The organism is Kitasatospora sp. NPDC094015 (assembly GCF_040304075.1).
Taxonomy (GTDB): Bacteria; Actinomycetota; Actinomycetes; order Streptomycetales; family Streptomycetaceae; genus Kitasatospora.
The window spans coordinates 208,660-233,372 of record NZ_JBEOUL010000005.1; the positions used below are offsets into that span (position 1 = coordinate 208,660).

Below are 24,713 nucleotides of genomic sequence, written 5' to 3' on the forward strand. Positions count from 1 at the left end.
TTTCCATGCGATTTCCCGCGCTGTTTCCGGCCACAACCGGCAACACGGCAGATCGAACGGGAGCGGGGTGTACCGCTCTGGAACCTCTCTTCGATAGTCTGGCTCCCGGCGGGCCGCGCCTTCGGCCTGCGGTTGCCCGCTCCGCCGGAGTCTGCCGGGCAGGCCCCGCCGCCGTACCACTGGCCCGTACGCAACCGGGCCGTCCCACTCCCCAGGAGACACCAACCACATGGCCGGTCCCGCGTTCCGCGCTGCCGCCGTCAGGGTCCGGGTTCCCGCGACCAGCGCCAACCTCGGCCCGGGCTTCGACGCCTTCGGACTCGCCCTGGGCCTCTACGACGACGTCGTCGTCCGGGTCGCCGACTCCGGCCTCACCGTCGACATCGCCGGCGAGGGCGCGGAGAACCTGGCCCGGGACGAGCGCCACCTGGTGGTCCGCTCCCTGCGGGCCGCCTTCGACCGCCTGGGCGGCCAGCCGCGCGGCCTCGAAGTGGTCTGCGCCAACCGGATACCGCACGGCCGCGGCCTCGGCTCCTCGTCGGCGGCCATCTGCGCCGGCCTGGTCGCCGCGCGCGCCGTCACCATCGGCGGCCAGAACCTGCTGGACGACGACGCGTTGCTGGTCCTCGCCTCCGAGCTGGAGGGCCACCCCGACAACGTCGCCGCCTGCCTGCGCGGCAACTTCACCGTGGCCTGGACGGAGGAGGACGGCGCCCGCACCATCGTGCTGGAACCCTCCACCCAGGTCGTGCCGATCGTCTTCGTGCCCTCCACCGAGGTGCTCACCGAGACCGCCCGCGGCCTGCTGCCCAGGACCGTCCCGCTGGCCGACGCCGCCGTCAACGCCGGCCGGGCCGCGCTGCTGGTCGAGGCGCTCACCCGCCGCCCGGAACTGCTGCTCACCGCCACCGAGGACCGCCTGCACCAGGACTACCGGGCCTCGGCGATGCCGGACAGCGCCGCGCTGGTGGCCACCCTGCGCAACGAGGGCTTCCCGGCCGTCATCTCGGGCGCCGGACCGACCGTGCTGGCGCTGACCGACGAGGCCGGCGCCGACAAGGTGCTGCACTTCGCCGGCCCGGGCTTCGCCGCGCACCGGCTGGAGCTCGACCGCGCCGGAGCCCGCGTACTGCCGCTGGAGATGTGACGGCGCGCGGGGCGTACGCCGGGCTGAGCAGCCAAAACGTATCCGCCGCGATGGGCGGGACGGACACGATTGACAAGGACAGGGCTGGGGAATGTGTCAGGGGGTCGGTAGTGTTAACCTCAATGCTGCACCAGGTGCCCTCCGGGGCGCGGTGCGTTGCGTCCCGATCCCGACATCCCGCCTGCACGGCCCGACAGCCGTACCGGGTGAGCTGCGGAAGTGCGGGACCACGATTCTCCGGGAGCCCACCACAGCGCGTACGCAGCCTGCCTGCGCGTCTGCGGCGCATCCCGAAGCCGTGAAGGCACCTGACTCCCACCCGCAGCCTCCAGACTGAGGCCCGGACGGGCAGCGCCCTGGGTGCCGGATCGCGACGGGGGCCCGGGTATCGCAGGCAGCATGGTCGGCTACCGAGCCCGGCCGCACGCGCCACTTCGCACCACAGTGCACCGCACTTCGCAGTTCTCCCGATCGGATCAGCCTTTCGGGGGAATCCCGCCTCGGACCAGCGCGAACAGACGTTGGTCAGGACAGCACAACCGGTCGCCGAGCCAGACAGGCCGACGTCCGCTCCAGGGAAGGACCCTTAGTGAGCGACACCACCGATCTGATGGGCGCGCGCCCGGACGCCGAGGCGTCGGACGCAGCCGCCGCCCCCGCGGCCCCGGCACGGCGCCGTCGTAGCGCCGCCGCGGGCCTGGACGGCCTGGTCCTGGCCGAGCTTCAGAAGCTCGCCTCGACTCTTGGAATCAGCGGTACCGGACGCATGCGCAAGAGCCAGCTGATCGAGGCCATCAAGGACAAGAGCGGCGGTGACCCGCTGCTCGCCGGCTCCGCCGCCGCGCCCGCGCCGGCCGCCAAGCGTGCCGCCAAGGCCGCCGCCGCCCCGGTCGCCGAGGAGGCCCCCGCCGAGGCCGCCCCGGCCGAGGAGAAGCCGGCCCGCCGCACCCGCGCCGCCGCCGCTGCGGCCCCGGCCGCCGAGGCCCAGCCGCAGATCGACATCCCGGGTCAGGCCGCCGCCGAGACCACCGCGCCCGCCCGTACCGAGCGCACCCGTCGCCGGGCCACCTCGGCCGCCGGCGCCCCGACCGCCGAGGCCGCCGCCGAGCAGGCCGGCGCCGTGGTCGCCGAGGCCAAGGCCGAGACCCGTACCGCCGAGCAGCGCGGCTTCGAGGGCGAGGCCCGTACCGAGCGCCGCGACCGCCGTGACCGCCGGGACCGCCGTGAGGGCGGCGCCGAGCGTCCGGAGACCACCGAGGCCCAGGACGGCGACTCCCGCGAGTCCCGCCGGGACCGCCGCAACCGCCGCGAGCGCGACCGCACCGAGCGTCCGGAGCGCGGCGAGCGCCAGGGCGGCCAGCAGCAGGGCGGCCAGCAGGACGGCGGCCAGGCCCCGCGCCAGAGCCAGCCGGCCGGGCAGCAGGCCGGCGGCTACGACGACGACGAGTTCGGTGACGGCCGTCGCGGCCGTCGCGGCCGCTACCGCGACCGCCGCGGCCGCCGCCGCGAGGGCTTCGAGGGCACCGGCGCCCCGGAGCCGGTGGTGGGCGACGACGACGTCCTGATCCCGGTCGCGGGCATCCTGGACATCCTCGACAACTACGCCTTCGTCCGGACCTCCGGCTACCTGCCGGGCTCCAACGACGTGTACGTCTCGCTCGCCCAGGTCCGCAAGCACGGCCTGCGCAAGGGTGACGCCATCACCGGCGCGGTGCGCCAGCCCAAGGACGGCGAGCGCCGCGAGAAGTTCAACGCCCTGGTGCGGCTGGACTCCGTCAACGGCATGGACCCGGACAGCGGCCGAGGCCGCCCCGAGTTCGGCAAGCTGACCCCGCTGTACCCGCAGGAGCGCCTGCGCCTGGAGACCGACCCGGGCGTGCTGACCACCCGCATCATCGACCTCGTGTCGCCGATCGGCAAGGGCCAGCGCGGTCTGATCGTGGCCCCGCCGAAGACCGGTAAGACCATGATCATGCAGGCGATCGCCAACGCGATCACCCACAACAACCCCGAGTGCCACCTGATGGTCGTCCTGGTCGACGAGCGTCCGGAAGAGGTCACCGACATGCAGCGGTCGGTGAAGGGCGAGGTCATCTCCTCGACCTTCGACCGCCCGGCCGAGGACCACACCGTGGTCGCGGAGCTGGCCATCGAGCGCGCCAAGCGCCTGGTGGAGCTGGGCCACGACGTGGTGATCCTGCTCGACTCGATCACCCGCCTGGGCCGCGCCTACAACCTGGCGGCGCCGGCCTCCGGCCGCATCCTGTCCGGTGGTGTCGACTCGACCGCGCTCTACCCGCCGAAGAAGTTCTTCGGCGCCGCGCGCAACATCGAGAACGGCGGCTCGCTGACCATCCTCGCCACCGCGCTGGTGGAGACCGGCTCGCGGGCCGACGAGGTGGTCTTCGAGGAGTTCAAGGGCACCGGCAACATGGAGCTCAAGCTCGACCGCAAGCTCTCCGACAAGCGGATCTTCCCGGCGGTGGACGTGGACGCGTCCAGCACCCGCAAGGAGGAGATCCTGCTCGGCAACGACGAGCTCGCGATCACCTGGAAGCTCCGTCGGGTGCTGCACGCCCTCGACTCGCAGCAGGCCATCGAGCTGCTGCTGGACAAGATGAAGCAGACCAAGAGCAACGCCGAGTTCCTGATGCAGATCGCCAAGACCACCCCCGGTTCCGGCGACTGATCCCAGCAGGATCGGCCACCGAGCCCCGGACCGCACCCGCGGTCCGGGGCTCGCGGCTTGTCCGGCGCCGGTACGGGCATTGGTGCCGGCGCCGGCACCGGGCGGGCGGCCACGGTCCGTGAGGAGTGGCTGAGAAAAGGCGACGGAGAGTCCTGAAATGGACTAAAGGTGAATACCTACGCTTATCCTCGAAATAACGGTCGTACCGGTCGGCGCGGCGAGCCCGAGCGGCGAGCCGGGCCCGGATCGCCCCGAGCGCGGGAGGAGGCGAGATGGCCGCACCGAAGGACGGGCCCCGCGGGCCGCGGCTGCGCCGCTCTCGGGGCAAGGGTGGCCCCGACGCCCCGCAGGACGCCCCGCGCCGCCGGCTGACCCGCAACCTGGTGATCGGCGGGTGCGCGCTGCTGCTGGTCGTGGCAGGGGCGGGCGGCTACGTCTACTTCAAGCTGAACGGCAACATCCACAGCGTCGACATCGACGGCCAGCTCGGCGAGGCCCGGCCGCCGGCCGCCACCGACGGCTCGTTCAACCTGCTGGTGCTCGGCTCCGACTCGCGCGCCGGGGCCAACGGGGCACTGGCCGGCGGTGCCGTCGAGGGCACGGCCCGCTCCGACACCGCGATGGTGGTGCACATCGACCAGGCCCACACCCACGCCGCGGTGGTGAGCATCCCCCGGGACACCCTGGTCGCCCGGCCCGCCTGCACGGCGCCGGACGGCAAGGCGGTGCCCGCGGCCCGCAGCGCGATGTACAACTCCGCGTTCGAGGTCGGCGGCCCGGCCTGCGCCGTGAAGACCACCGAGCAGCTCACCGGGATGCGGATGGACCACTTCGTCCAGATCGACTTCGCCGGCTTCGCCGACCTGATCGACACCATCGGCGGGGTCACCGTGACCACCTCGGTCGCGATATCCGACCAGGACAGCGGGCTGAAGCTGCCGGCCGGCACCACGCACCTGAACGGGGACCAGGCGCTCGCCTTCGTGCGGACCAGGCACGGGGTGGGGGACGGCAGCGACCTCGGCCGGATCGAGCTGCAGAAGCAGATGGTGAAGTCGATCATGAAGCAGGTGGGCGGGGCGGGGATCACCACCAACCCGGCCAAGCTCTGGGCCACCGCCGACAAGCTCACCAGCAGCGTCACCACCGACTCCGACCTGGGCTCGGTCAGCGCGCTGGCGGGCCTGGTCACCACCCTGAAGGCGATCGGGCCGGACCAGATGACGATGGTCACCCTGCCCGTGGTCACCGCCCCCGGCGACCCGAACCGGGTGGTGCCCACCCGTCCCGCGGCCGACCAGCTGTGGGCGGCCCTGAAAGCCGACCGGCCCGTCCCGGAGTCCGTCACCGCCTCGCAGTCCGCCGACCCCGCCCAGGGCCCCACCGGGCGCGCCACGGGGACGGGTACGGGGACGGCCACGGCGAAGGCGACGGCCGTACCGGGCGGCGGCGCGGCCACGGCCGGTGCCCGCGGGTCGGTGGAATAACCGGGAAATGTACCCGGTTTGGGAAGATGCGGTCAGTGCTGGCACACTGGTCCGTCGGTCCCGGTTCACGTGCAGCTCCAGGCTGCCGACCCGGTGCCCTCCCGAAACCTAGGAGAATCCCTTGAAGCCCAACGTTCACCCCAATTACGTGCTCACCAAGGTGACCTGCACCTGCGGCGCCGAGTTCACGACCCGCTCGACCGAGACCAGTGGCGAGATCCGCGCCGAGGTCTGCTCGCAGTGCCACCCGTTCTACACGGGCAAGCAGAAGATCCTCGACACCGGTGGCCGCGTGGCCCGCTTCGAGGCCCGCTTCGGCAAGAAGCACAGCACCACCCAGGCCTAGCGCTTCCTCGGCGCCGGTCTCCAGCGTCCCCGTCGTACGGTGGGGAGGCTGGGGCCGGCGCCGTTCGCGTCCCCCCGCGCACCCCGGCGCCCCGGTCGCGCACCCTCTCCGCCCCGCACCACCAGCTCCCACGGGAAGTAGGCCCACGCCATGTTCGAGGCAGTCGAAGAGCTCCTCACCGAGCACGCCGACCTCGAGACGCGGCTGGCCGATCCGTCGGTCCACGCCGACCAGGCCAACGCCCGCAAGCTCGCCAAGCGGTACGCCGAGCTGACCCCGATCACCGCCACCTACCGCGCCTGGCGCGCCGCCGGCGAGGACATCGTGGCCGCCCGCGAGCTGGCCGCCGAGGACCCGGACTTCATCGCCGAGGTGAAGTCCTCCGAGGCCCGCCGGGACGAGCTGACCGAGGAGCTGCGGCTGCTGCTGGTGCCGCGCGACCCCAACGACGACAAGGACGTCATCCTGGAGGTCAAGGCGGGGGAGGGCGGCGAGGAGTCCGCCCTGTTCGCCGGCGACCTGCTGCGGATGTACCTGCGCTTCGCCGAGCGGGTGGGCTGGAAGACCGAGCTGATCGACGCCAACGAGTCCGACCTCGGCGGCTACAAGGACGTCTCGGTCGCCGTGAAGACCCGCGGCACCACCGAGCCCGGCCAGGGCGTCTGGGCCCGGCTGAAGTACGAGGGCGGCGTGCACCGCGTCCAGCGGGTGCCGGCCACCGAGTCGCAGGGCCGGATCCACACCTCCGCGGCGGGCGTGCTGGTCACCCCCGAGGCCGAGGAGGTAGAGGTGGAGATCCACGCCAACGACCTGCGGATCGACGTCTACCGCTCGTCCGGCCCCGGCGGCCAGTCGGTCAACACCACCGACTCCGCGGTCCGGATCACCCACCTGCCGACCGGTATCGTGGCGTCCTGCCAGAACGAGAAGAGCCAGCTGCAGAACAAGGAGCAGGCGATGCGCATCCTGCGTTCGCGGCTGCTGGCCGCCGCGCAGGAGGCCGCCGAGCAGGAGGCCTCGGACGCGCGCCGCAGCCAGGTCCGCACGGTGGACCGGTCGGAGCGGATCCGGACCTACAACTACCCGGAGAACCGTCTCTCGGACCACCGGACCGGCTTCAAGTCCTACAACCTGGACCAGGTCCTCGACGGTGACCTGAACGCGGTCATCCAGTCCTGCGTGGACGCCGACGCGGCCGCCAAACTGGCTGCCGCGCAGGAGAACTGAGCACCAGCCCAAGCCCACGACCCAGGGGTGTGTACGGATGAACCTGCTGCTCGCCGAGGTGGCCCAGGCCACCCAGCGGCTGGCCGCGGCCGGCGTGCCGTCGCCGCGCTTCGACGCGGAGGAACTGGCGGCGTACATCCACAACGTCAAGCGCAGCCAGCTGCACACCGTCCCGGACGGCGACTTCGACGCCCGCTACTGGGAGGCGGTGTCGCGCCGCGAGGCGCGTGAGCCGCTCCAGCACATCACCGGGCGGGCCTTCTTCCGCTACCTGGAGCTGGAGGTCGGCCCCGGCGTCTTCGTGCCGCGGCCGGAGACCGAGAGCGTGGTGGAGTGGGCCATAGACGCGGTCCGCGACATGGACGTGGCCGAACCGCTGGTGGTCGACCTGTGCAGCGGCTCCGGCGCGATCGCGCTGGCGCTGGCCCAGGAGCTGCCGCGCTCCACCGTGCACGCCTTCGAACTGGACGAGGGCGCCCTGGAGTACACCCGGCGCAACATCGCGGCCAGCCCCGACCGGGCCAGGATCAGCCTGCACGCCGGCGACGCTACCCGGGCCTTCGAGGACGACCGCGCCTGGGACGGCCGGTTCGACCTGGTGATCAGCAACCCGCCGTACATCCCGCTCACCGAGTGGGAGTACGTGGCGCCCGAGGCCCGCGACCACGACCCGCAGATGTCCCTGTTCTCCGGCGAGGACGGGCTCGACACCATCCGCGGCATCGAACGCGTCGCGGCCCGGCTTCTGCGGCCGGGCGGCGCGGTGGTGATCGAGCACGCGGACACCCAGGGCGGCCAGGTCCCGTGGATCTTCAAGGAGGAGAGCGGCTGGACGGACGCCGCCGACCACCGCGACCTCAACCACCGGCCCCGCTTCACAACAGCCCGGAGGGCGTCGTTGTGAAGGATCGAGCACAGCACAACAGCCCGAAGGGCGTCGTTGTGAAGGATCGAGCACAGCACGACAGCCCGGAGGGCGTCGTTGTGAAGCAGCCCACCTCGGGCGACCGGGCACCACTCCACCGGGTCCCGGGCGACCGGGCACCGCACGACCGGGTCCCGGGCGACCGGGCACCACTCCACCGGGTCCCGGGCGACCGGGCACCGCACCACTGCCGGCAGCGCGCCGTCGCGCACCGCAGCGCACCTCTCAGCTTGAGCCATCTCGGAAGGGGACCGCACCGATGAGCCGCCGTTATGACTGCGCCGATGCCGGGGACCGGGCCACCGGTCTGCGTGAGGCCGCCTCGGCGATCCGCCGCGGCGAGCTCGTGGTGCTGCCGACCGACACCCTGTACGGGGTCGGCGCCGACGCCTTCTCCCCGGAGGCGGTGGGCGCGCTGCTCGCCGCCAAGGGCCGCGGGCGCAACATGCCCTCGCCGGTGCTGGTCGGCTCGCCGACCACCCTGCACGGGCTGGTCACCGACTTCTCGGAGCAGGCCTGGGAGCTGGTGGACGCGTTCTGGCCGGGCGGTCTGACCTTGGTCGCCAAGCACCAGCCGTCGCTGCGCTGGGACCTGGGCGACACCCGGGGCACCGTCGCCGTCCGGATGCCGCTGCACCCGGTCGCGATCGAGCTGCTGAACGCCACCGGCCCGCTCGCGGTCTCCAGCGCCAACCGGACCGGCGGCCCCTCGCCGGCCACCTGCGACGAGGCCCAGGGGCAGCTCGGCGACGCCATCTCGGTGTACCTCGACGGCGGTCAGGCCGACCACGCGACCGGTTCCACCATCGTCGACGTCACCGGGAAGGTGCCGGTGGTGCTGCGGGCGGGCGCGATCAGCGTCGAGCAGCTGAGGGAGGTCGTCCCGGACCTGGAGGCCGGCAGTTGACGGCCGCCGCCTCGCTGCACGGCGCCGACCCCGGCATACCCGCGGTCCTGGCCGTGGTGCCCCGTCCGCTCGACTCGTTCCGGATCCTGTTCGTCTGCACCGGCAACGTCTGCCGCTCGCCGATCGCCGAGCGGCTGACCCGGCTGGAGCTGGCCACCCGGCTCGGCCCCGCCGCCGGGCGGATCGTGGTGGAGAGCGCGGGCACCTGGGGCCATGAGGGTGCGCCGATGGAGGCGCACGCGGCCACCGTGCTCGACGAGTACGGCGCGGACAGCGCCGGGTTCGCCGGGCGCGAGCTGCTGGACGAGCACGTCATCGACGCCGACCTGGTGCTCACGGCGACCCTCGACCACCGGGCGCAGGTGATCTCGATGGGGCACTCGGCGGGCCTGCGGACCTTCACGCTCAAGGAGTTCACCCGGCTGGTGCGCCGGGTCGACCCGGGCACCCTGCCGTACCCGGGCGACGGTTCCCGGCTGACCGACCGGGCGCGGGCGCTGGTCCGTTCGGCGGCGGCGCTGCGCGGCTGGCTGCTGGCCGCCTCGCCCGAGTTCGACGAGGTGGACGACCCGTACGGGGCGCCGATCGGGATGTTCCGCAACTGCGGCGAGGAGATATTCGACGCCCTCGACCCGGTGGTGACGGCGCTGACCGGCGTACCCGGCGTGCACTGACCCCCGCGTGCCCGGCGCGTGCCGGGCCGTTCGCTCCGGTCCGCCGTGCAGCCGTGCGCGGTCCGGTGAGGCCGTCCCGAGGCCACACGCGGTGGTTGGGGAGGGCTCAGGGGGGTGCTGTGTCCGAAGTGTGCCTGTCGGGTGCTCAGGGTGTGCTCCCGCCCTGACGGGTGTACCCGGTGCGCGCGGGCGGGCCCGGGCGGCAGCGCCGTCCTACCCTGGAAGCACCTCGCCCGCCGCTGCCCGGGAGCGCCGCCATGACCGTCACCGACACCGTGTCCGGCTCCACCGAGACCCGCGCCGAGGCCCGCGTGCCCTGGCAGGCCGCGCCGGCCCTGCGGCAGGCCGACCCGCTGGTCGCGGACCTGCTGTCGGCCGAGAGCGAGCGCCGGGCCGACAGCCTCCAGCTGCTGGCCGGCGAGAACCTGACCAGCCCGGCCGTGCTGGCCGCGCTGGGCGGCCCGCTGATCGACAAGTACGCCGAGGGCTATCCGGGCCGCCGGCACCACACCGGCTGCGCGCCGGCCGACACCGTGGAACTGCTGGCGGTGGACCGGGCCCGCGCGCTGTTCGGTGCCGCGCACGCCAACGTCCAGCCCCGGTCGGCCACTTCGGCGATGTTGGCGGCCTACGCCGCGCTGCTGCGGCCGGGCGACGCGGTGCTGGCGATGTCCCTGCAGCACGGCGGCCACCTGAGCGCGGGCTCGCGGGCCAACTTCTCCGGCCGGTGGTTCGACTTCGTCGGCTACGGGGTGCGCGAGCAGGACGGCACGGTCGACCTCGACCAGGTCCGCGACCTGGCCCGCACCCACCGGCCGAAGGCGATCATCGCCGGCGGCATCTCGCACCCACGCCACCTGGACTGGGCGGCCTTCCGGGAGATCGCCGACGAGGTGGGCGCCTACCTGGTCGCCTCGGCCGCGCAGACCATCGGGCTGGTGGCGGCGGGCGCGGCGCCCTCGCCGGTGCCGTACGCGGACGTCACGGTGGCGGCCACCCACAAGCTGCTGCGCGGACCGCGCGGCGGTCTGCTGCTGTGCGGTCCGGAGCTGGCCGACCGGATCGACCGGGCGGTGTTCCCGTTCACCCAGGGCGGGGCGGCGATGAACGAGGTGGCCGGCAAGGCGGTGGCCCTGCTGGAGGCGGGCACCCCGGAGTACGCCGCGTACATCGGGCGGGCGGTGGACGGTGCGCGCGCCCTGGCACGGGCGCTGGGCGAGGCCGGTGCCCGGCCGCTGACCGGCGGGACCGACACCCACCTGGTCACCGTCGACATCAGCGGCTTCGGCCTGTCCGGTGCGGAGGCGGAGCGGCGGTGCGCCGGGGCCGGGCTGATGCTCGGCAAGTGCGCCCTGCCGTTCGACCCCGCGCCCCCGTCGGAGGCGTCCGGCATCCGGCTGGGCACCGGCGCGGTGGCCGCGCAGGGGATGGGGCCGGCCGAGTTGGCCGAGGTCGGGACGCTGATCGGACAGGTGCTCGCGAGCGGTACGGACGCCCGGATCCGGGGCCGGGTGCAGGAGCTGGCGCGGGCCTTCGTGGGCCGCCGGTAGCGTTCCGGGGGATTCCGGTGCGGGCCGAGGCGAACCGCGGTGCACAACCGGTGCGTCCGACTCAATAAGGTGTGCAGCGTGGCGACGCACCTCGAACCCCGATCCAGCACGCCCCGGCCGGGCGGCGGAGTACGCTCCGTACTCAATCGTCGGACCGTGAACCAGGAGGCCAGTGGTGCGTGAGTATCTGCTGGTCCTGTTCGTGACGGCGGCCGTGACCTACCTGCTGACCAGCCCGGTGCGGAAGTTCGCCATCCTGGCGGGCGCCATGCCGCCGGTCCGGGCCCGGGACGTGCACCGCGAACCGACGCCCCGGCTGGGCGGCATCGCGATGTTCGGCGGCCTGTGCGCGGGCCTGCTGGTGGCCGCGCAACTGACCCACCTGGGCCGTCTGTTCATCCAGAGCGAGGACACCAAGGCGCTGCTCTCCGGGGCCGGGATCATGTGGATCCTCGGCGTGCTGGACGACAAGTGGGGCGTGGACGCGCTGGTCAAGCTGGGCGGTCAGATGATCGCCGCCGGTGTGATGGTCTGGCAGGGCATCACGGTGATCTCCATCCCGGTGCCCGGAGTGGGCCCGGTCGCGGTCACCCCGACCCAGGGCATGATCATCTCGGTCACGCTGGTGGTCGTCATGGTCAACGCGGTGAACTTCATCGACGGTCTGGACGGCCTGGCCGCCGGCATGGTCTGCATCGCGGCCGGCGCGTTCTTCCTCTACTCCTACCGGCTCTGGTACGGCTACGGGATCAACGACGCGGCCCCCGCCGTGCTGTTCAGCGCGGTGCTGATCGGCATGTGCCTGGGCTTCCTGCCGCACAACCTGCACCCGGCCCGGATCTTCATGGGCGACTCCGGCTCGATGATGCTCGGCCTGATGCTCGCGGTCGCCGCGATCTCGATCACCGGCCGGGTCGACCCGGACCTGGTCACCGACCAGACCGGTTCGCAGACCGCCACCGTGCACGCCCTGGTGCCGACCTACATCCCGCTGCTGCTGCCGCTGACGGTGATCGCGCTGCCGCTGGCCGACCTGCTGCTGGCCGTGGTCCGCCGCACCTGGGCCGGGAAGTCCCCGTTCGCGGCGGACAAGCAGCACCTGCACCACCGCCTGCTGGAGGTCGGCCACTCGCACAGCCGGGCCGTCCTGATCATGTACTTCTGGGCCGCGCTGATCGCCTTCGGGACGGTCGCCTTCTCGATCACCAACACCGGACGCACCGTGGTGCTGGCGCTCGCCGGGCTCTGCCTGGTCGGCCTGGTGGTGCTGCTGATGCCGCGGTTCCGCCCGCACGCGCCGCGCGCCGTCCAGGCCTTCGTGCCGCCGCGCTACCGCAAGGAGCCCGGTGCGGCCGAGCCGGTGGCCGGTGCGGTCGCCGCGGCGGCCGAGGAGGTGGCCGAGCCGGTCGGGGCGGGGGAGGGCCGGCCCGTCGCCGCGGAGCTCTCCGCGGCCGACCAGGAGCTGCTGGGACGGCTGGGTACCGGGGCCACCGCGGTGGGCTCGCACGCGGAGCGCAACGGCTGACGTTGCGTCAAGTGGCCGCGCCCGTACGGCGGCACGCTTGGGCCGTCAGTGTGACAGGTACCACACGTTCATGGTAAAGCTCTCATCAAATAGTTTGTGATACCGTTCACGAGTACCGAGAACACGCCGAAAGACCTGACAGGTGGAGGACTTCCGTCCCCGGTCGGTCTCCCTCGACGGAGCGGCCGCCGAGCGGCCGTCCCACGGCCGGCGTTCTCGGCGCGGTGTCCCCGCCGCACCCCGTGCCCGTCCCCCGTCACACCGACATGCCGCCGGAGCTGCCGACATGCCGTCCCACGACGCCCGGATCCTCCGTGGCGCCGCAATCCCCACTGCGGTCGCCGGAGTGCTCGCCATTGCGATCTCCACCGCCCTCGTGGGGGTCAAGGGCCTGCTCGGCGCCCTCTTCGCGTCACTGCTGGTGATGGCGTTCTTCAGTTTCGGTCAGGTCGCTCTCGACCGGCTGACCAGGAACAACCCCCAGCTGCTGATGGCCGGCGCACTCGCGGTGTACACCACGCAGATCCTGCTGGTCGGAATCGTTCTCGCGGTGTTCAAGAACACCTCACTCTTCGACACCAAGGTCTTCGGTTTCACGCTGCTCGGCTGCGTTCTGATCTGGACGGGCTTCCAGGTGCGCGCCGCGATGAAGGCGAAGCAGTACTACGTGCACACCGGTGAGTCCGAACGCGAGGACTCCAAGTCGGAGCGTCAACCGTGACGGCTGCCGGCTGTCCCTCGCGCGAGGGGGGCGGTGTTTATGCCCTCCTGACGGACTGCTATCGTCCGTCGCGACAACGGAGTACGGGATGCGGCCTGGTCCCTCCAAGCGGTGAAGGCATACCGCTCGGACGCATCGCCCCCCGATTCCGACAGGTCTTCGAAGATTCCGCGGCTGTGTACGAGGCCGCCTGGGGTCAGCGAGATTTCCATCAAGTTCCAGTGCCGCTCCGTGGCCGCAGGCCACGCCGACACACCGAGGTTGCCGTAACCATGCGTCATGACGAAGGAGTCTGTGGTGGGTGCTGACGTAAGGCAGCTTGCCTCTGAGGCCGGATGCCACCTGAACTCCGGCTGCGGCTTCCCCGCCCCCGGCCTGAACGAGTTCGACTTCAAGCCGATCTTCACCGTCGGTGGCATCGACTTCAACAAGCCGATGCTGCTGTCGATCATCTGCGCGCTGCTGGTCGTCGGCTTCTTCTGGGCCGCCTTCGCGAAGCCGAAGCTCCTCCCCGGCAAGCTGCAGCTGGTCGGCGAGATCGGCTACGACTTCGTCAAGCGCAGCATCGTGCTGGAGACGATCGGCAAGAAGGGCGAGAAGTACGTCCCGATGCTGGTCTCGATGTTCTTCTTCGTGTGGATCATGAACATCATGTCCATCATCCCGTTCGCCCAGTTCCCGGTGATGTCGAAGATCGCCTTCCCGGTCGGGCTCGCGGCGATCGTGTGGATCACCTACATGACGCTGACCTTCAAGAAGCACGGCTTCGTCGGCGGTCTGAAGAACCTCTGCTGGCCGTCGGGCATCCCCGGCTGGGTCATGTTCATCCTGGTCCCGATCGAGTTCTTCTCGAACATCTTCGTGCGCCCCTTCACCCTCGCGGTGCGAGCCTTCGCGAACATGTTCGCCGGCCACCTGCTGATCGTGGTGTTCTCGGTCGCCTCCTGGTACCTGCTCAGCCCGAGCATCGGCGCGCTGTACGGCTCGGTCTCCTTCGTGGTGGCCGTCGCCCTGACCGCCTTCGAGCTGCTGGTCCAGTTCCTGCAGGCCTACATCTTCGTGATGCTGGCGAGCAGCTACATCGCCGGTGCCCTCGAAGAGGCGCACTGAGCCCCGCAGCCTCCCGGCTGCGCCCCGAACTCCCGGTGGCCAACCACCACCGGTACTCCATCCCGCAAAGGATTAGCAGAGATGTCCGCTCTCGCTGAGGTTTCCGGTTCCGTCGCTTCCATCGGCTACGGCCTCGCCGCGATCGGCCCCGGCATCGGTGTCGGTCTGATCTTCGGCAACGGTGTGCAGGCCATGGCCCGCCAGCCCGAGGCTGCCGGCCTGATCCGCTCCAACATGTTCATCGGCTTCGCGCTGACCGAGGCGCTCGCGCTGATCGGCATCGTCATGCCGTTCGTCTACGGCAAGTAAGTCCCGGCACACCGGTAGCCCTTTTCGACGAAAGGTTCTGATATGAACCCCGGTTTCGCCCTCGCGGCGGAGGAGCAGATGAACCCGCTCCTCCCCGCGTGGCCCGAGGTCATCATCGGCCTGCTCTGCTTCTTCATCGTCTTCGGTCTTCTCGGCAAGAAGCTCCTCCCCAGCATCGAGAAGGTGCTGTCGGAGCGCCGTGACGCCATCGAAGGCGGCATGGAGCGGGCCGAGGTCGCCCAGGCCGAGGCCCAGGCCCTGCTGGAGCAGTACCGCGCCGAGCTCGCCGAGGCGCGTCACGAGGCCGCCCGGATCACCGAGCACGCCCGTGAGCAGGGTGCTGCTCTGATCACCGAGATGCGCGCCGAGGGCCAGCGTCAGCGCGAGGCCATCGTCGCTGCCGGTCACGCCCAGATCGAGGCCGACAAGAAGCAGGCGACTGCTGCGCTGCGTCAGGACGTCGGTTCGCTGGCCTCCCAGCTGGCCTCCCGCATCGTCGGTGAGTCCCTGGAGGACAGCGCCCGCCAGAGCGGCGTCATCGACCGCTTCCTGGCCGACCTGGAGAGCAAGGCCGCTGCCTCGGCGGGCGCCAAGTGATCGGCGCCAGCCGCGAGGCCCTGGCCGCCGGCCGGGAGAACCTGCAGAGCCTGACCGACAACACCTCGGTGGACGCGGCCAAGCTCGCCGAGGAACTCACCGCCGTGACCGCCCTGCTGGACCGCGAGGTGTCGCTGCGCCGCGTGCTGACCGACCCCTCGCGGTCCGGTCAGGACAAGGCCCGGCTGGCCGCGTCGCTGCTCTCCGGGCAGGTCTCCGGCGAGGCCGTGGACCTGGTCTCCGGTCTGGTCCGCTCCCGCTGGTCGGGCGCCCGTGACCTGGTCGACTCGGTGGAGGAGCTCTCGGCCCTGGCCGAGATCATCGCCGCCGACAAGGCCGGCGTGCTGGACGACCTCGAGGACGAGCTGTTCCGGTTCGGCCGGGTCGTCAGCGGGTCGAACGAGCTGCGCTCGGCGCTCACCGAGCCGAAGGCCGGCACCGCCGCCAAGGCGGAGCTGATCAAGAAGCTGCTCGGCGGCCGGGCCAACCCGGGCACCGTCCGGCTGGTCACCGCCCTGGTCACCCACCCGCGTGGACGTAGCCTTGAGCAGGGCCTGGAGACCTACTCCAAGCTCGCGGCGGCCCGTCGCGGCCGGGTGGTGGCCCTGGTCACCACCGCGGTTCCGCTGTCGGACGCCCAGAAGGAGCGGCTCGCCGCTTCGCTGGCCGGGCTGTACGGCCGCCAGGTGCACCTGAACATCGACATCGACCCCCAGGTCCTTGGCGGTGTGCGGGTGCAGATCGGTGACGAGATCATCGACGGCACCGTGTCGAGCCGCCTCGAAGGCGCTCGCCAGGTCCTCGAAGGCTGATCACACCAACGCATCATCCGACCCTCGGTCGGGCGTCGGATCCACTCGTGGTGGACCGGCAAAACGTACGGCCGGTTCACCTGACCCGGCCGAGAGTCGAGTACTTGCGGCCCTCAATGGCGGGCCGAGGATCGCAAACTAGGAGAGCAGGGAAGCCTGATGGCGGAGCTTACGATCCGTCCGGAGGAGATCCGGGACGCGCTGGCCGACTTTGTCCAGTCGTACCAGCCGGACGCCGCCTCGCGTGAAGAGGTCGGTACGGTCACCGAGGCCATGGACGGTATTGCCAAGGTCGAGGGCCTTCCCTCGGTCATGGCCAACGAGCTGCTGAAGTTCGAGGACGGCACCCTCGGCCTCGCGCTGAACCTCGACACCCGCGAGATCGGTGTCGTCATCCTCGGTGAGTTCTCGGGCATCGAGGAGGGTCAGACGGTGCACCGCACCGGCGAGGTCCTCTCCGTGCCGGTCGGCGAGGGCTACCTCGGCCGCGTCGTGGACCCGCTGGGCAACCCGATCGACGGTCTGGGCGAGATCGCCTCCAGCGGCCGCCGCGCCCTGGAGCTGCAGGCGCCGGGCGTCATGGTCCGCAAGTCGGTGCACGAGCCGATGCAGACCGGCATCAAGGCCATCGACGCGATGACCCCGATCGGCCGCGGCCAGCGCCAGCTGATCATCGGCGACCGCCAGACCGGCAAGACCGCGGTGGCGATCGACACGATCATCAACCAGCGCGACAACTGGCGCTCGGGCGACCCGAAGAAGCAGGTCCGCTGCATCTACGTCGCCGTCGGCCAGAAGGGCTCCACCATCGCGTCCGTGCGCGGCGCCCTGGAGGACGCCGGCGCGCTGGAGTACACCACCATCGTGGCTGCTCCCGCCTCCGACCCGGCCGGCTTCAAGTACCTCGCCCCGTACACCGGCTCGGCCATCGGCCAGGAGTGGATGTACGACGGCAAGCACGTCCTGATCATCTTCGACGACCTGTCGAAGCAGGCCGAGGCCTACCGCTCCGTGTCGCTGCTGCTGCGCCGTCCGCCGGGCCGCGAGGCCTACCCGGGTGACGTCTTCTACCTGCACTCCCGCCTGCTGGAGCGCTGCGCGAAGCTCTCCGACGAGCTGGGCGCGGGCTCGATGACCGGTCTGCCGATCATCGAGACCAAGGCGAACGACGTCTCGGCGTACATCCCGACCAACGTCATCTCCATCACCGACGGCCAGTGCTTCCTGGAGTCCGACCTGTTCAACGCCGGCATCCGCCCGGCCGTGAACGTCGGCATCTCGGTCTCCCGCGTCGGTGGCTCGGCCCAGATCAAGGCCATGAAGTCGGTCGCCGGCCGCCTGCGCCTGGACCTGGCCCAGTACCGCGAGCTGGAGGCGTTCGCCGCCTTCGGTTCCGACCTGGACCCGGCCTCCAAGGCCCAGCTGGAGCGCGGTGCGCGCATGGTCGAGCTGCTCAAGCAGGGCCAGTACCAGCCGTTCCCGGTCGAGGAGCAGGTCGTCTCCATCTGGGCCGGCACCACCGGCAAGCTGGACGACGTCCCGGTCGCGGACATCCGCCGCTTCGAGCGCGAGTTCCTGGACCACCTGCGGATCGAGAAGAAGGACCTGCTGGCGGGCATCGTCGAGACCTCGAAGCTCGAGGACGGCACGATCGACGCGCTGACCGAGGCGATCACCGCCTTCAAGCAGGGCTTCACCACGGCCGACGGCAAGCTCCTGTCCGAGCAGGCCTGAGTCCGGTAACGAGGGAAAGGACGTAACGACCCATGGGAGCACAGCTTCGGGTCTACAAGCGCCGGATCCGCTCTGTCACCGCGACGAAGAAGATCACCAAGGCGATGGAGATGATCTCCGCGTCGCGCATCGTCAAGGCGCAGCGCGCGGTGGCCGCCTCCACTCCGTACGCCGATGAGCTCACCCGGGCGGTGACGGCGGTGGCCACCCGGTCCAACGCCAAGCACCCGCTCACCACCGAGAACCCCCAGGCCAAGACGGCCGCTGTCCTGCTGATCACGGCGGACCGCGGCCTGGCCGGCGGCTACTCGACCAACGCCATCAAGCAGGCGCTCGCGCTCTCCGCGCAGCTGCGTGCCGAGGGCAAGGACGTGGTGACCTACATCGTCGGTCGCAAGGGCGTCTCGTACTACAACTTCCGTGACCTGGCGGTCGCGGACTCGTGGACGGGGTTCTCCGACAAGCCGACCTACGGCGACGCGAAGGCCGTGGCGGTCGACCTGATCGCGGCCTTCACGGCCGAGACGGGCGGCGTGGACGAGCTGCACCTGGTCTCCACCAAGTTCGAGTCGATGCTGACCCAGACCCCGGTGGACGCGCGGCTGCTGCCGCTGAAGCTGGACGAGGTCAAGCTCAGCGACGACCAGCCGGCCAAGGCGGAGATCTTCCCGCTGTACGACTTCGAGCCGTCGGCGGAGGGCGTCCTGGACGCGCTGCTGCCGCGGTACGTCGAGAGCCGGATCTACAACGCGCTGCTGCAGTCGGCCGCCTCGGAGCACGCCGCCCGCCGGCGTGCGATGAAGAGCGCGACCGACAACGCGGGCGAGCTCATCAAGTCGCTCACGCGGCTTGCCAACTCGGCCCGTCAGGCCGAGATCACCCAGGAAATCAGCGAGATCGTCGGTGGCGCCAACGCGCTGGCCGACGCTAGCGCGGGGAGCGAATGAGAATGACCACCACTGTTGAGCCGACCACGGCGACGGGCCGCGTCGCGCGGGTCATCGGCCCGGTCGTCGACGTGGAGTTCCCCGTCGACGCGATTCCGGACATGTTCAACGCCCTGCACGTCGAGGTGGACAACCCCGACGGCTCGGGCAAGAAGGTGCTGACCCTCGAGGTCGCCCAGCACCTCGGCGACGGCCTGATCCGCGGCATCTCGATGCAGCCGACCGACGGTCTGGTCCGTGGCGCGCAGGTCTCCGACACCGGTTCGGCGATCTCCGTCCCGGTCGGCCAGATCACCAAGGGCAAGGTCTTCAACGCCCTCGGTGAGGTGCTGAACGTCGACAAGGACGAGTTCGAGTCCCAGGTCGAGGTCCGCTGGCCGATCCACCGCAAGGCTCCCGAGTTCAAGGACCTCGAGTCCAAGACCGAGATGTTCGAGACCGGTATCAAGGTCATCGACCTGCTCACCCCGTACGTCCAGGGTGGCAAGATCGGTCTGTTCGGTGGTGCCGGTGTCGGCAAGACCGTTCTGATCCAGGAGATGATCTACCGCGTCGCCGAGAACTTCGGTGGTGTGTCGGTGTTCGCCGGTGTCGGCGAGCGCACCCGTGAGGGCAACGACCTCATCCACGAGATGGTCGACTCGGGCGTTCTGGACAAGACCGCGCTGGTCTTCGGCCAGATGGACGAGCCGCCGGGCACCCGTCTGCGGGTCGCGCTCTCCGCGCTGACCATGGCGGAGTACTTCCGTGACGTGGAGCAGCAGGACGTTCTGCTCTTCATCGACAACATCTTCCGGTTCACCCAGGCCGGTTCCGAGGTGTCGACCCTGCTCGGCCGTATGCCCTCCGCGGTGGGTTACCAGCCGAACCTGGCCGACGAGATGGGCCTCCTCCAGGAGCGCATCACCTCGACCCGCGGTCACTCGATCACCTCGATGCAGGCGATCTACGTCCCCGCGGACGACCTGACCGACCCGGCGCCGGCCACCACCTTCGCCCACCTGGACGCGACCACCGTTCTGTCGCGCCCGATCTCGGAGAAGGGCATCTACCCGGCCGTCGACCCGCTGGACTCCACGTCCCGCATCCTGGACCCGCGCTACATCGCGCAGGACCACTACGACACCGCGGTGCGCATCAAGGGGATCCTGCAGAAGTACAAGGACCTCCAGGACATCATCGCGATCCTCGGCATCGACGAGCTGTCCGAGGACGACAAGATCACGGTTCACCGTGCGCGTCGGATCGAGCGCTTCCTGTCGCAGAACACCTACGTCGCCAAGCAGTTCACCGGCGTCGAGGGTTCGACCGTGCCGCTGTCGGAGACCATCGAGGCCTTCAACGCGATCGCGGACGGCAAGTACGACTCCATCCCGGAGCAGGCCTTCTTCATGTGCGGTGGCATCGAGGACCTCGAGAAGAACGCCGCCGACCTGGCGAAGAAGTAGTCCAGCAGTAGCGGCCGAGTGATGGCCGACCGTTCGTGAGGGGTGGTCCCCGGGCTCCCGGGGGCCACCCCTCACGGCACGCGGCGGCTGTGATCCCGGTCATCTCCGGGCCCTTGGTTTCATGCCGGGGGCACGGGCCCGTTATTCTTACCGAAACTGCCGAGTGATCGGGTCTGCTCCGATTCCCCGGCAAGAGCCTAGGAGCCCACGTTGGCTGAGCTGCACGTCGAGCTGGTCGCAGCCGACCGCAAGGTGTGGTCCGGTGCGGCCACCATCGTTGTCGCCCGTACGGCCTCCGGTGACACCGGCATCATGCCCGGTCACACTCCGGTGCTGAGCGTGCTGGAGAGCGGTCCGGTCACCATCCGCACCACCGACAGCGGCACCGTCGTCGCTGCCGTGCACGGCGGCTTCATCTCCTTCGCCGACAACAAGCTCTCCATCCTCGCCGAGGTGGCCGAGCTGGCGGACGAGATCGACGTCGCGCGGGCGCAGCGCGCGCTGGAGAACGCCCAGGGCGAGCTCGACGCGCACGCCGAGCGCCGGGCCGAGGTCCGCCTGGTGGCGGCCCGCGGCCTCAAGGCCGCCTGAGCGCAAGTCAGACCGACGGTCCCGGGGACGCGAATGCGTGACCCCGGGACTGTCGTATCAGTTGGTAGGACAGTGCGGTCGTTGATACGACCGCAACGGGGACGCAGGTAGCGAGGAGGTCGGTGAGCATGGTCCTCGCCCTTGTGGTGTGTGCGACGGTGGTGGCCCTGGGAGTGGCCGGACTGGTCGCCTTCGCGGTACGCCGCCGGGTGATCCAGCGGGTCGGAGGAACCTTCGACTGCAGCTTCCGGCTCAAAATGCCCGCCGACGCCTCGACGCAGCCCGACCTCGACGAGAACGGCCAGCCCACCTCCGCCCCGGTCCCGGTGACCGACGGCAAGGGGTGGGTTTTCGGTATCGGGCGGTACAGCGGTGACTCCATCGAGTGGTTCCGGGTCTTCTCGTACGCGCCCCGCCCGCGGCGGGTGCTGCCCCGCACCCAGATCGAGGTGCTCGGCCGCCGCTACCCGGAGGGCCAGGAGGAGCTCGCCCTGCTCTCCGGCTCCGTCGTCCTGCGCTGCCTGCACAACGGCGCCCCCCTGGAGCTCGCCATGAGCGACGACGCCCTCACCGGCTTCCTCGCCTGGCTCGAAGCCGCCCCGCCCGGGCAGAGGGTCAACGTGGCGTAGCGACGGAGGATGGGGGCACCTCCCGGCCGGAGGCTGGGGGAGTCGCCTAGCGACGGAGATTGGGGGCCCCTCCCAGTGATCGACGAGGCGGACGGCCCCGGGCACGTCACGGTGCTGGCCGCACCCGATCCGGACAAGGCGACCTACGAGGCCGAGGTCCGGATGCCGTACGGCACGGACGTCACCATCCCCGAAGGCCCGGCGAAGGGCTTTGTGATCGGCGTCGCAATCACGGGTGGGCCGCGCGAGGCCTGACTAGGCTGGCCGGCATGGTGAATCTGACGCGGATCTACACCCGCACCGGTGACGACGGCACGACCGCACTCGGCGACATGAGCCGCACCACCAAGACCGACCCCCGGCTGATCGCCTACGCGGACACCAACGAGGCCAATGCCGCCCTCGGCGTGGCCCTCGCCGTCGGCGCGCTGCCCGAGGACGTGGTGGCGGTGCTGACGCGGATTCAGAACGACCTCTTCGACGTCGGCGCCGACCTGGCGACCCCGGTGGTCGAGGACCCGAAGTACCCGCCGCTGCGCGTCCTGCAGAGCTACGTGGACCGGCTGGAGTCGGACTGCGACCTGTACCTGGAGCAGCTGGAGAAGCTGCGCAGCTTCATCCTCCCGGGGGGCACGCCCGGCGCCGCCTACCTGCACCTGGCCTGCACCGTGGTCCGCCGGGCCGAGCGGGCCACCTGGGCGGCGATCGACCTGCACGGTGACAGCGTCAACCCGCTCACCGCCAAGTACCTGAACCGGCTCTCGGACCTGCTGTTCATCCTGGCCCGGGCGGCCAACAAGGAGCGCGGCGACGTGCTGTGGGTGCCGGGGGAGAACCGCTAGCCCCGCTTCCCCCGCGTGGGCAGGACGGTGTAACTGGCGGCGATCAGCAGGCTGATCCCGGTGACCGCGGCCGCCCGCGGGTACCAAGGGTCCAGCCCCGCCGTCCGGGCAGGATCCCCGACCAGTGCCTGCACGCCGGCTATCAGCACCACCGTGATCACCGCGGCGGCCAGTGTCCGGAAGAAGATCCGCCACTCGTACGCGGCCCGCTCCCGGCCGTACTTCGGCGGCCTCGGCGGCCGCGGGCCGCCCGCGAGGCGGTGCGCGGCGTGCGCGTCGGCCCGGCGGACCAGCGCGTGGCCGTAGCCGGCCGAGAAGCCGACGTAGCAGGCGGCCAGACCGTGGCTCCAGTCCGCGACGGCGCCCCGCCGCAGGTCGGCCACGGTGGCGCCGAGGATCACCAGGTCGACCAGCGGGAGGGCGAGCAGCAGCGCGGTGCTCACCGCCCGCCGGCGCAGCAGGTAACGGGCGGCCAGGGCGAGCGCCAGCAGGACCCAGAAGCCGACCTCGCCGGCGACCATGGCCACAGCCTGGCCGGTCCTGGCTCCCGGGGGCATCGTCGGCAGGGGTGGTCCGTGCTGCATCCTTCGATGTACCCCCGGATCCTCCCGGCGGGCGGTGCGGGCCGGGGCCCGGCGGTGGTGGGATGAGCAGCGTGACCCTCACCCCACGCCGGCAGGACCTGGCGATCGCAGCGGCCGGCCTGCTCGGCGGCCTGGTGCTGATCGTCGCGGGCGCCTACGACCGCAACGCGCAGGTGCCGTCCTGGGTGGCGGTGCTGCCGCTGCTGGTGATGGCCGCGCTGGAGCCGCTGCGCCGCAGCTGGACGATCTGGACGGTGTCGCTCGGCGGGCTGGTGCTCGCCGCCAACATCTTCGCCGGCTCGGTGCTGGCCACCGTCGTGATGTACACCGACCTGCTGTACGCGGCCACCCTGTACGGGCCGCCCCGGATGTCCCGGGTGCTGCACCTGACCGGGGCGGGCACCACGCTGGTGCTCAGCGGCCTCACCCTGCTGCACAGCGGGGTGTCGACGGCGCTGGTGGTGGGCGGCCTGTGCGGGCTGGTGTTCATCGCCCCGGTGTGGACGGGCGACCTGCTCAGACGCCAGCGCGAGGAGACCGAGAGCGCCCGGCTGCGGGCCGAGCAGACCGCCCTGCTGGCCGAGCTGGACCGCCGGGGAGCGGTCGCCGCCGAGCGCGCCCGGATGGCCCGCGAGCTGCACGACGTGATCGCCAACCACCTGTCGGCGATCGCGATCCACGCGACCGGCGCGCAGGCGCTGGCCCGGCGGCAGGCCAGGGCGGCGGACGAGCCGCTGGTGGAGGCGCTGGCGGTGATCCGGCACAACAGCGTCCAGGGCCTGGCCGAGATGCGCCGGATGATCGGCCTGCTGCGCGAGGAGCACCCCGAGGAGTCGTACGCCGCGCCCCGGCTGGACGCGGTGGACACCTTGCTGGAGCAGGCCAGGGCGGTCGGCCGGGAGGCGGGGCTGGTCTTCGAGGCCGAGGAGAGCGGCGAGCGCGGGGAGTTGTCCGCGCCGGTGGAGCTGGCGGCGTACCGGATCGTCCAGGAGTCGCTGACCAACGCGCTCAAGCACGCCGCCGCCGGCACCGTGCGGCTGCGGATCGGTTACCGTCCCGAGGAGTTGGAGATCGTCGCCCGCAGCCCGTACCGGCCGGTGGACGGCCGGGTTCCGGCGGGCGCGGGGGCCGGCCTGGTGGGCATGGGGGAGCGGGCCCAGTTGCTCGGCGGCCGGCTCGACGCCGGTCCGGTGGGCGGGGAGTGGCAGGTGCGCGCGGTGCTGCCGCGCGGGAGCGGGCGGGAGGAGGAGCGGGGATGACGCTGCGCGTCCTGGTGGCGGAGGACCAGGCGGCGGTCCGGGCCGCGCTGGTGATGATCCTGCGGGCCGAGCCCGGGATCGAGGTGGCCGGCGAGGCGGCCGACGGCGAGCAGGCCGTCCGGCTGGCCGCCGAGCTGCGCCCGGACGTGGTGCTGATGGACGTCCAGATGCCCCGGCTGGACGGGATCGCGGCGACCCGGCGCGTGGTCGCCGAGGGGTCGGCCCAGGTGCTCGTGCTGACCACCTTCGACCTGGACGAGTACGTCTACGGTGCGCTGCGGGCGGGCGCGGCGGGCTTCCTGCTCAAGGACGTGGAGGCCGCCGACCTGGTGGACGGGATCCGGGCGGTGGCGCGCGGCGACGGCATGCTGGCGCCCTCCGTGACCAGGCGGCTGATCAGCACCTTCGCCCGGCCCGGCCGGCCGGACCAGGTGGACGGGCGGGCCGCACTGGCCGGCCTCACGCCCCGCGAGCGCGAGGTGCTCGGCTGCCTCGGGGCGGGCCTGTCCAACGGCGAGGTCGCCGCCCGGCTGGCGATGGCCGAGGCCACCACCAAGACCCATGTGAGCCGGATCCTGGCCAAGCTCGGGCTGCGCAGCCGGGTGCAGGCCGCGATCCTCGCGCAGGAGCTGGGCGTCGGTGCGCCCGACTGA

The 24,713-nt window shown here is 71.5% G+C and carries 25 protein-coding genes; 24 read left to right on the top strand and 1 reads right to left on the bottom strand.

The window, feature by feature from the left end; all coding sequences use genetic code 11:
* Positions 1–229 precede the first annotated feature (229 nt).
* The 22 genes from thrB to ABT014_RS09015 all read left to right on the top strand — a co-directional run bounded on the left by thrB (position 230) and on the right by ABT014_RS09015 (position 22,217).
* Positions 230–1,147 (top strand): homoserine kinase, encoded by a 918-nt coding sequence (gene thrB, locus ABT014_RS08910; protein ID WP_350637978.1) that lies wholly within the window; start codon positions 230–232, stop codon positions 1,145–1,147.
* A 589-nt stretch (positions 1,148–1,736) separates the two neighbouring features.
* Entirely contained in the window at positions 1,737–3,836 is a 2,100-nt protein-coding gene (rho, locus tag ABT014_RS08915) for a transcription termination factor Rho (protein WP_350637979.1), read from the top strand.
* Between the two features lie 272 nt (positions 3,837–4,108).
* Positions 4,109–5,323: an LCP family protein gene (locus ABT014_RS08920; protein ID WP_350637980.1), complete on the top strand. Its 1,215-nt coding sequence runs from the start codon at positions 4,109–4,111 to the stop codon at positions 5,321–5,323.
* 121 nt (positions 5,324–5,444) lie between these two features.
* Positions 5,445–5,669 (top strand): 50S ribosomal protein L31, encoded by a 225-nt coding sequence (rpmE, locus tag ABT014_RS08925; protein ID WP_350637981.1) that lies wholly within the window; start codon positions 5,445–5,447, stop codon positions 5,667–5,669.
* Positions 5,670–5,819: 150 nt separating this feature from the next.
* Positions 5,820–6,896: a peptide chain release factor 1 gene (prfA, locus tag ABT014_RS08930; protein ID WP_350637982.1), complete on the top strand. Its 1,077-nt coding sequence runs from the start codon at positions 5,820–5,822 to the stop codon at positions 6,894–6,896.
* A 37-nt stretch (positions 6,897–6,933) separates the two neighbouring features.
* A complete protein-coding gene (prmC, locus tag ABT014_RS08935) occupies positions 6,934–7,800 on the top strand; it encodes a peptide chain release factor N(5)-glutamine methyltransferase (protein WP_350637983.1) in 867 nt (288 codons plus the stop codon).
* 280 nt (positions 7,801–8,080) lie between these two features.
* Positions 8,081–8,728 carry an L-threonylcarbamoyladenylate synthase gene (locus ABT014_RS08940; protein ID WP_350637984.1) on the top strand — a complete coding sequence of 216 codons (648 nt, stop codon included), beginning with the start codon at positions 8,081–8,083 and terminating at the stop codon, positions 8,726–8,728.
* A 14-nt stretch (positions 8,729–8,742) separates the two neighbouring features.
* Positions 8,743–9,402, top strand: coding sequence for an arsenate reductase/protein-tyrosine-phosphatase family protein (locus ABT014_RS08945; protein WP_502894912.1), 660 nt, complete (start codon positions 8,743–8,745; stop codon positions 9,400–9,402).
* A 257-nt stretch (positions 9,403–9,659) separates the two neighbouring features.
* On the top strand, positions 9,660–10,952 hold the full coding sequence (gene glyA, locus ABT014_RS08950) for a serine hydroxymethyltransferase (RefSeq protein WP_350637985.1): 1,293 nt from the start codon (positions 9,660–9,662) through the stop codon (positions 10,950–10,952).
* 175 nt (positions 10,953–11,127) lie between these two features.
* Positions 11,128–12,477, top strand: a complete 1,350-nt coding sequence (locus ABT014_RS08955) for an MraY family glycosyltransferase (RefSeq protein ID WP_350637986.1) — start codon at positions 11,128–11,130, stop codon at positions 12,475–12,477.
* 286 nt (positions 12,478–12,763) lie between these two features.
* Positions 12,764–13,198 (top strand): Cg1360 family ATP-synthase-associated protein, encoded by a 435-nt coding sequence (locus tag ABT014_RS08960; RefSeq protein WP_502894904.1) that lies wholly within the window; start codon positions 12,764–12,766, stop codon positions 13,196–13,198.
* 279 nt (positions 13,199–13,477) lie between these two features.
* Positions 13,478–14,308: a F0F1 ATP synthase subunit A gene (gene atpB / locus ABT014_RS08965; RefSeq protein ID WP_350637988.1), complete on the top strand. Its 831-nt coding sequence runs from the start codon at positions 13,478–13,480 to the stop codon at positions 14,306–14,308.
* An 81-nt stretch (positions 14,309–14,389) separates the two neighbouring features.
* On the top strand, positions 14,390–14,617 hold the full coding sequence (gene atpE / locus ABT014_RS08970) for an ATP synthase F0 subunit C (protein ID WP_030909515.1): 228 nt from the start codon (positions 14,390–14,392) through the stop codon (positions 14,615–14,617).
* Between the two features lie 42 nt (positions 14,618–14,659).
* Positions 14,660–15,214, top strand: coding sequence for a F0F1 ATP synthase subunit B (locus tag ABT014_RS08975; protein WP_350637989.1), 555 nt, complete (start codon positions 14,660–14,662; stop codon positions 15,212–15,214).
* Positions 15,211–16,026, top strand: coding sequence for a F0F1 ATP synthase subunit delta (locus ABT014_RS08980; protein ID WP_350637990.1), 816 nt, complete (start codon positions 15,211–15,213; stop codon positions 16,024–16,026). The genes ABT014_RS08975 and ABT014_RS08980 overlap by 4 nt, the downstream gene beginning before the upstream one ends.
* Positions 16,027–16,185: 159 nt before the next feature.
* Positions 16,186–17,760 (top strand): F0F1 ATP synthase subunit alpha, encoded by a 1,575-nt coding sequence (gene atpA / locus ABT014_RS08985; RefSeq protein WP_350637991.1) that lies wholly within the window; start codon positions 16,186–16,188, stop codon positions 17,758–17,760.
* A 32-nt stretch (positions 17,761–17,792) separates the two neighbouring features.
* Positions 17,793–18,707 (top strand): F0F1 ATP synthase subunit gamma, encoded by a 915-nt coding sequence (locus tag ABT014_RS08990; RefSeq protein WP_350637992.1) that lies wholly within the window; start codon positions 17,793–17,795, stop codon positions 18,705–18,707.
* A gap of 2 nt (positions 18,708–18,709) precedes the next feature.
* Positions 18,710–20,155: a F0F1 ATP synthase subunit beta gene (gene atpD, locus ABT014_RS08995; protein WP_350637993.1), complete on the top strand. Its 1,446-nt coding sequence runs from the start codon at positions 18,710–18,712 to the stop codon at positions 20,153–20,155.
* 210 nt (positions 20,156–20,365) lie between these two features.
* On the top strand, positions 20,366–20,746 hold the full coding sequence (locus ABT014_RS09000; RefSeq protein WP_350637994.1) for a F0F1 ATP synthase subunit epsilon: 381 nt from the start codon (positions 20,366–20,368) through the stop codon (positions 20,744–20,746).
* 128 nt (positions 20,747–20,874) lie between these two features.
* The gene (locus tag ABT014_RS09005) at positions 20,875–21,375 is read left to right on the top strand and encodes a DUF2550 domain-containing protein (protein ID WP_350637995.1); all 501 of its coding nucleotides are present in this window, start codon (positions 20,875–20,877) and stop codon (positions 21,373–21,375) included.
* Between the two features lie 75 nt (positions 21,376–21,450).
* Positions 21,451–21,630 (top strand): hypothetical protein, encoded by a 180-nt coding sequence (locus tag ABT014_RS09010; protein ID WP_350637996.1) that lies wholly within the window; start codon positions 21,451–21,453, stop codon positions 21,628–21,630.
* 14 nt (positions 21,631–21,644) lie between these two features.
* A complete protein-coding gene (locus tag ABT014_RS09015; protein WP_350637997.1) occupies positions 21,645–22,217 on the top strand; it encodes a cob(I)yrinic acid a,c-diamide adenosyltransferase in 573 nt (190 codons plus the stop codon).
* Here ABT014_RS09015 and ABT014_RS09020 read toward each other — a convergent pair.
* Positions 22,214–22,738 carry a hypothetical protein gene (locus ABT014_RS09020; RefSeq protein WP_350637998.1) on the bottom strand — a complete coding sequence of 175 codons (525 nt, stop codon included), beginning with the start codon at positions 22,736–22,738 and terminating at the stop codon, positions 22,214–22,216. The genes ABT014_RS09015 and ABT014_RS09020 overlap by 4 nt on opposite strands.
* A 125-nt stretch (positions 22,739–22,863) precedes the next feature.
* Here ABT014_RS09020 and ABT014_RS09025 point away from each other — a divergent pair, with 125 nt between their 5' ends.
* Positions 22,864–24,060 carry a sensor histidine kinase gene (locus tag ABT014_RS09025; RefSeq protein ID WP_350637999.1) on the top strand — a complete coding sequence of 399 codons (1,197 nt, stop codon included), beginning with the start codon at positions 22,864–22,866 and terminating at the stop codon, positions 24,058–24,060.
* Positions 24,057–24,713, top strand: coding sequence for a response regulator (locus ABT014_RS09030; protein ID WP_350638000.1), 657 nt, complete (start codon positions 24,057–24,059; stop codon positions 24,711–24,713). Before ABT014_RS09025 ends, ABT014_RS09030 begins: the two co-directional genes overlap by 4 nt.

Excerpts from the sequence above, each read along its gene's own strand:
- ABT014_RS08990 (WP_350637992.1), top strand. The coding sequence starts at position 17,793 with ATGGGAGCACAGCTTCGGGTCTACAAGCGCCGGATCCGCTCTGTCACC.
- prfA (WP_350637982.1), top strand. The coding sequence starts at position 5,820 with ATGTTCGAGGCAGTCGAAGAGCTCCTCACCGAGCACGCCGACCTCGAG.
- atpD (WP_350637993.1), top strand. The coding sequence starts at position 18,710 with ATGACCACCACTGTTGAGCCGACCACGGCGACGGGCCGCGTCGCGCGG.
- thrB (WP_350637978.1), top strand. The coding sequence starts at position 230 with ATGGCCGGTCCCGCGTTCCGCGCTGCCGCCGTCAGGGTCCGGGTTCCC.
- ABT014_RS08940 (WP_350637984.1), top strand. The coding sequence starts at position 8,081 with ATGAGCCGCCGTTATGACTGCGCCGATGCCGGGGACCGGGCCACCGGT.
- ABT014_RS09020 (WP_350637998.1), bottom strand. The coding sequence starts at position 22,738 with ATGGTCGCCGGCGAGGTCGGCTTCTGGGTCCTGCTGGCGCTCGCCCTG.
- glyA (WP_350637985.1), top strand. The coding sequence starts at position 9,660 with ATGACCGTCACCGACACCGTGTCCGGCTCCACCGAGACCCGCGCCGAG.
- atpB (WP_350637988.1), top strand. The coding sequence starts at position 13,478 with ATGACGAAGGAGTCTGTGGTGGGTGCTGACGTAAGGCAGCTTGCCTCT.
- ABT014_RS08960 (WP_502894904.1), top strand. The coding sequence starts at position 12,764 with ATGCCGTCCCACGACGCCCGGATCCTCCGTGGCGCCGCAATCCCCACT.
- prmC (WP_350637983.1), top strand. The coding sequence starts at position 6,934 with ATGAACCTGCTGCTCGCCGAGGTGGCCCAGGCCACCCAGCGGCTGGCC.
- ABT014_RS09005 (WP_350637995.1), top strand. The coding sequence starts at position 20,875 with ATGGTCCTCGCCCTTGTGGTGTGTGCGACGGTGGTGGCCCTGGGAGTG.
- ABT014_RS08920 (WP_350637980.1), top strand. The coding sequence starts at position 4,109 with ATGGCCGCACCGAAGGACGGGCCCCGCGGGCCGCGGCTGCGCCGCTCT.
- atpA (WP_350637991.1), top strand. The coding sequence starts at position 16,186 with ATGGCGGAGCTTACGATCCGTCCGGAGGAGATCCGGGACGCGCTGGCC.
- ABT014_RS09030 (WP_350638000.1), top strand. The coding sequence starts at position 24,057 with ATGACGCTGCGCGTCCTGGTGGCGGAGGACCAGGCGGCGGTCCGGGCC.
- ABT014_RS08975 (WP_350637989.1), top strand. The coding sequence starts at position 14,660 with ATGAACCCCGGTTTCGCCCTCGCGGCGGAGGAGCAGATGAACCCGCTC.
- ABT014_RS09015 (WP_350637997.1), top strand. The coding sequence starts at position 21,645 with ATGGTGAATCTGACGCGGATCTACACCCGCACCGGTGACGACGGCACG.
- ABT014_RS09025 (WP_350637999.1), top strand. The coding sequence starts at position 22,864 with ATGAGCAGCGTGACCCTCACCCCACGCCGGCAGGACCTGGCGATCGCA.
- atpE (WP_030909515.1), top strand. The coding sequence starts at position 14,390 with ATGTCCGCTCTCGCTGAGGTTTCCGGTTCCGTCGCTTCCATCGGCTAC.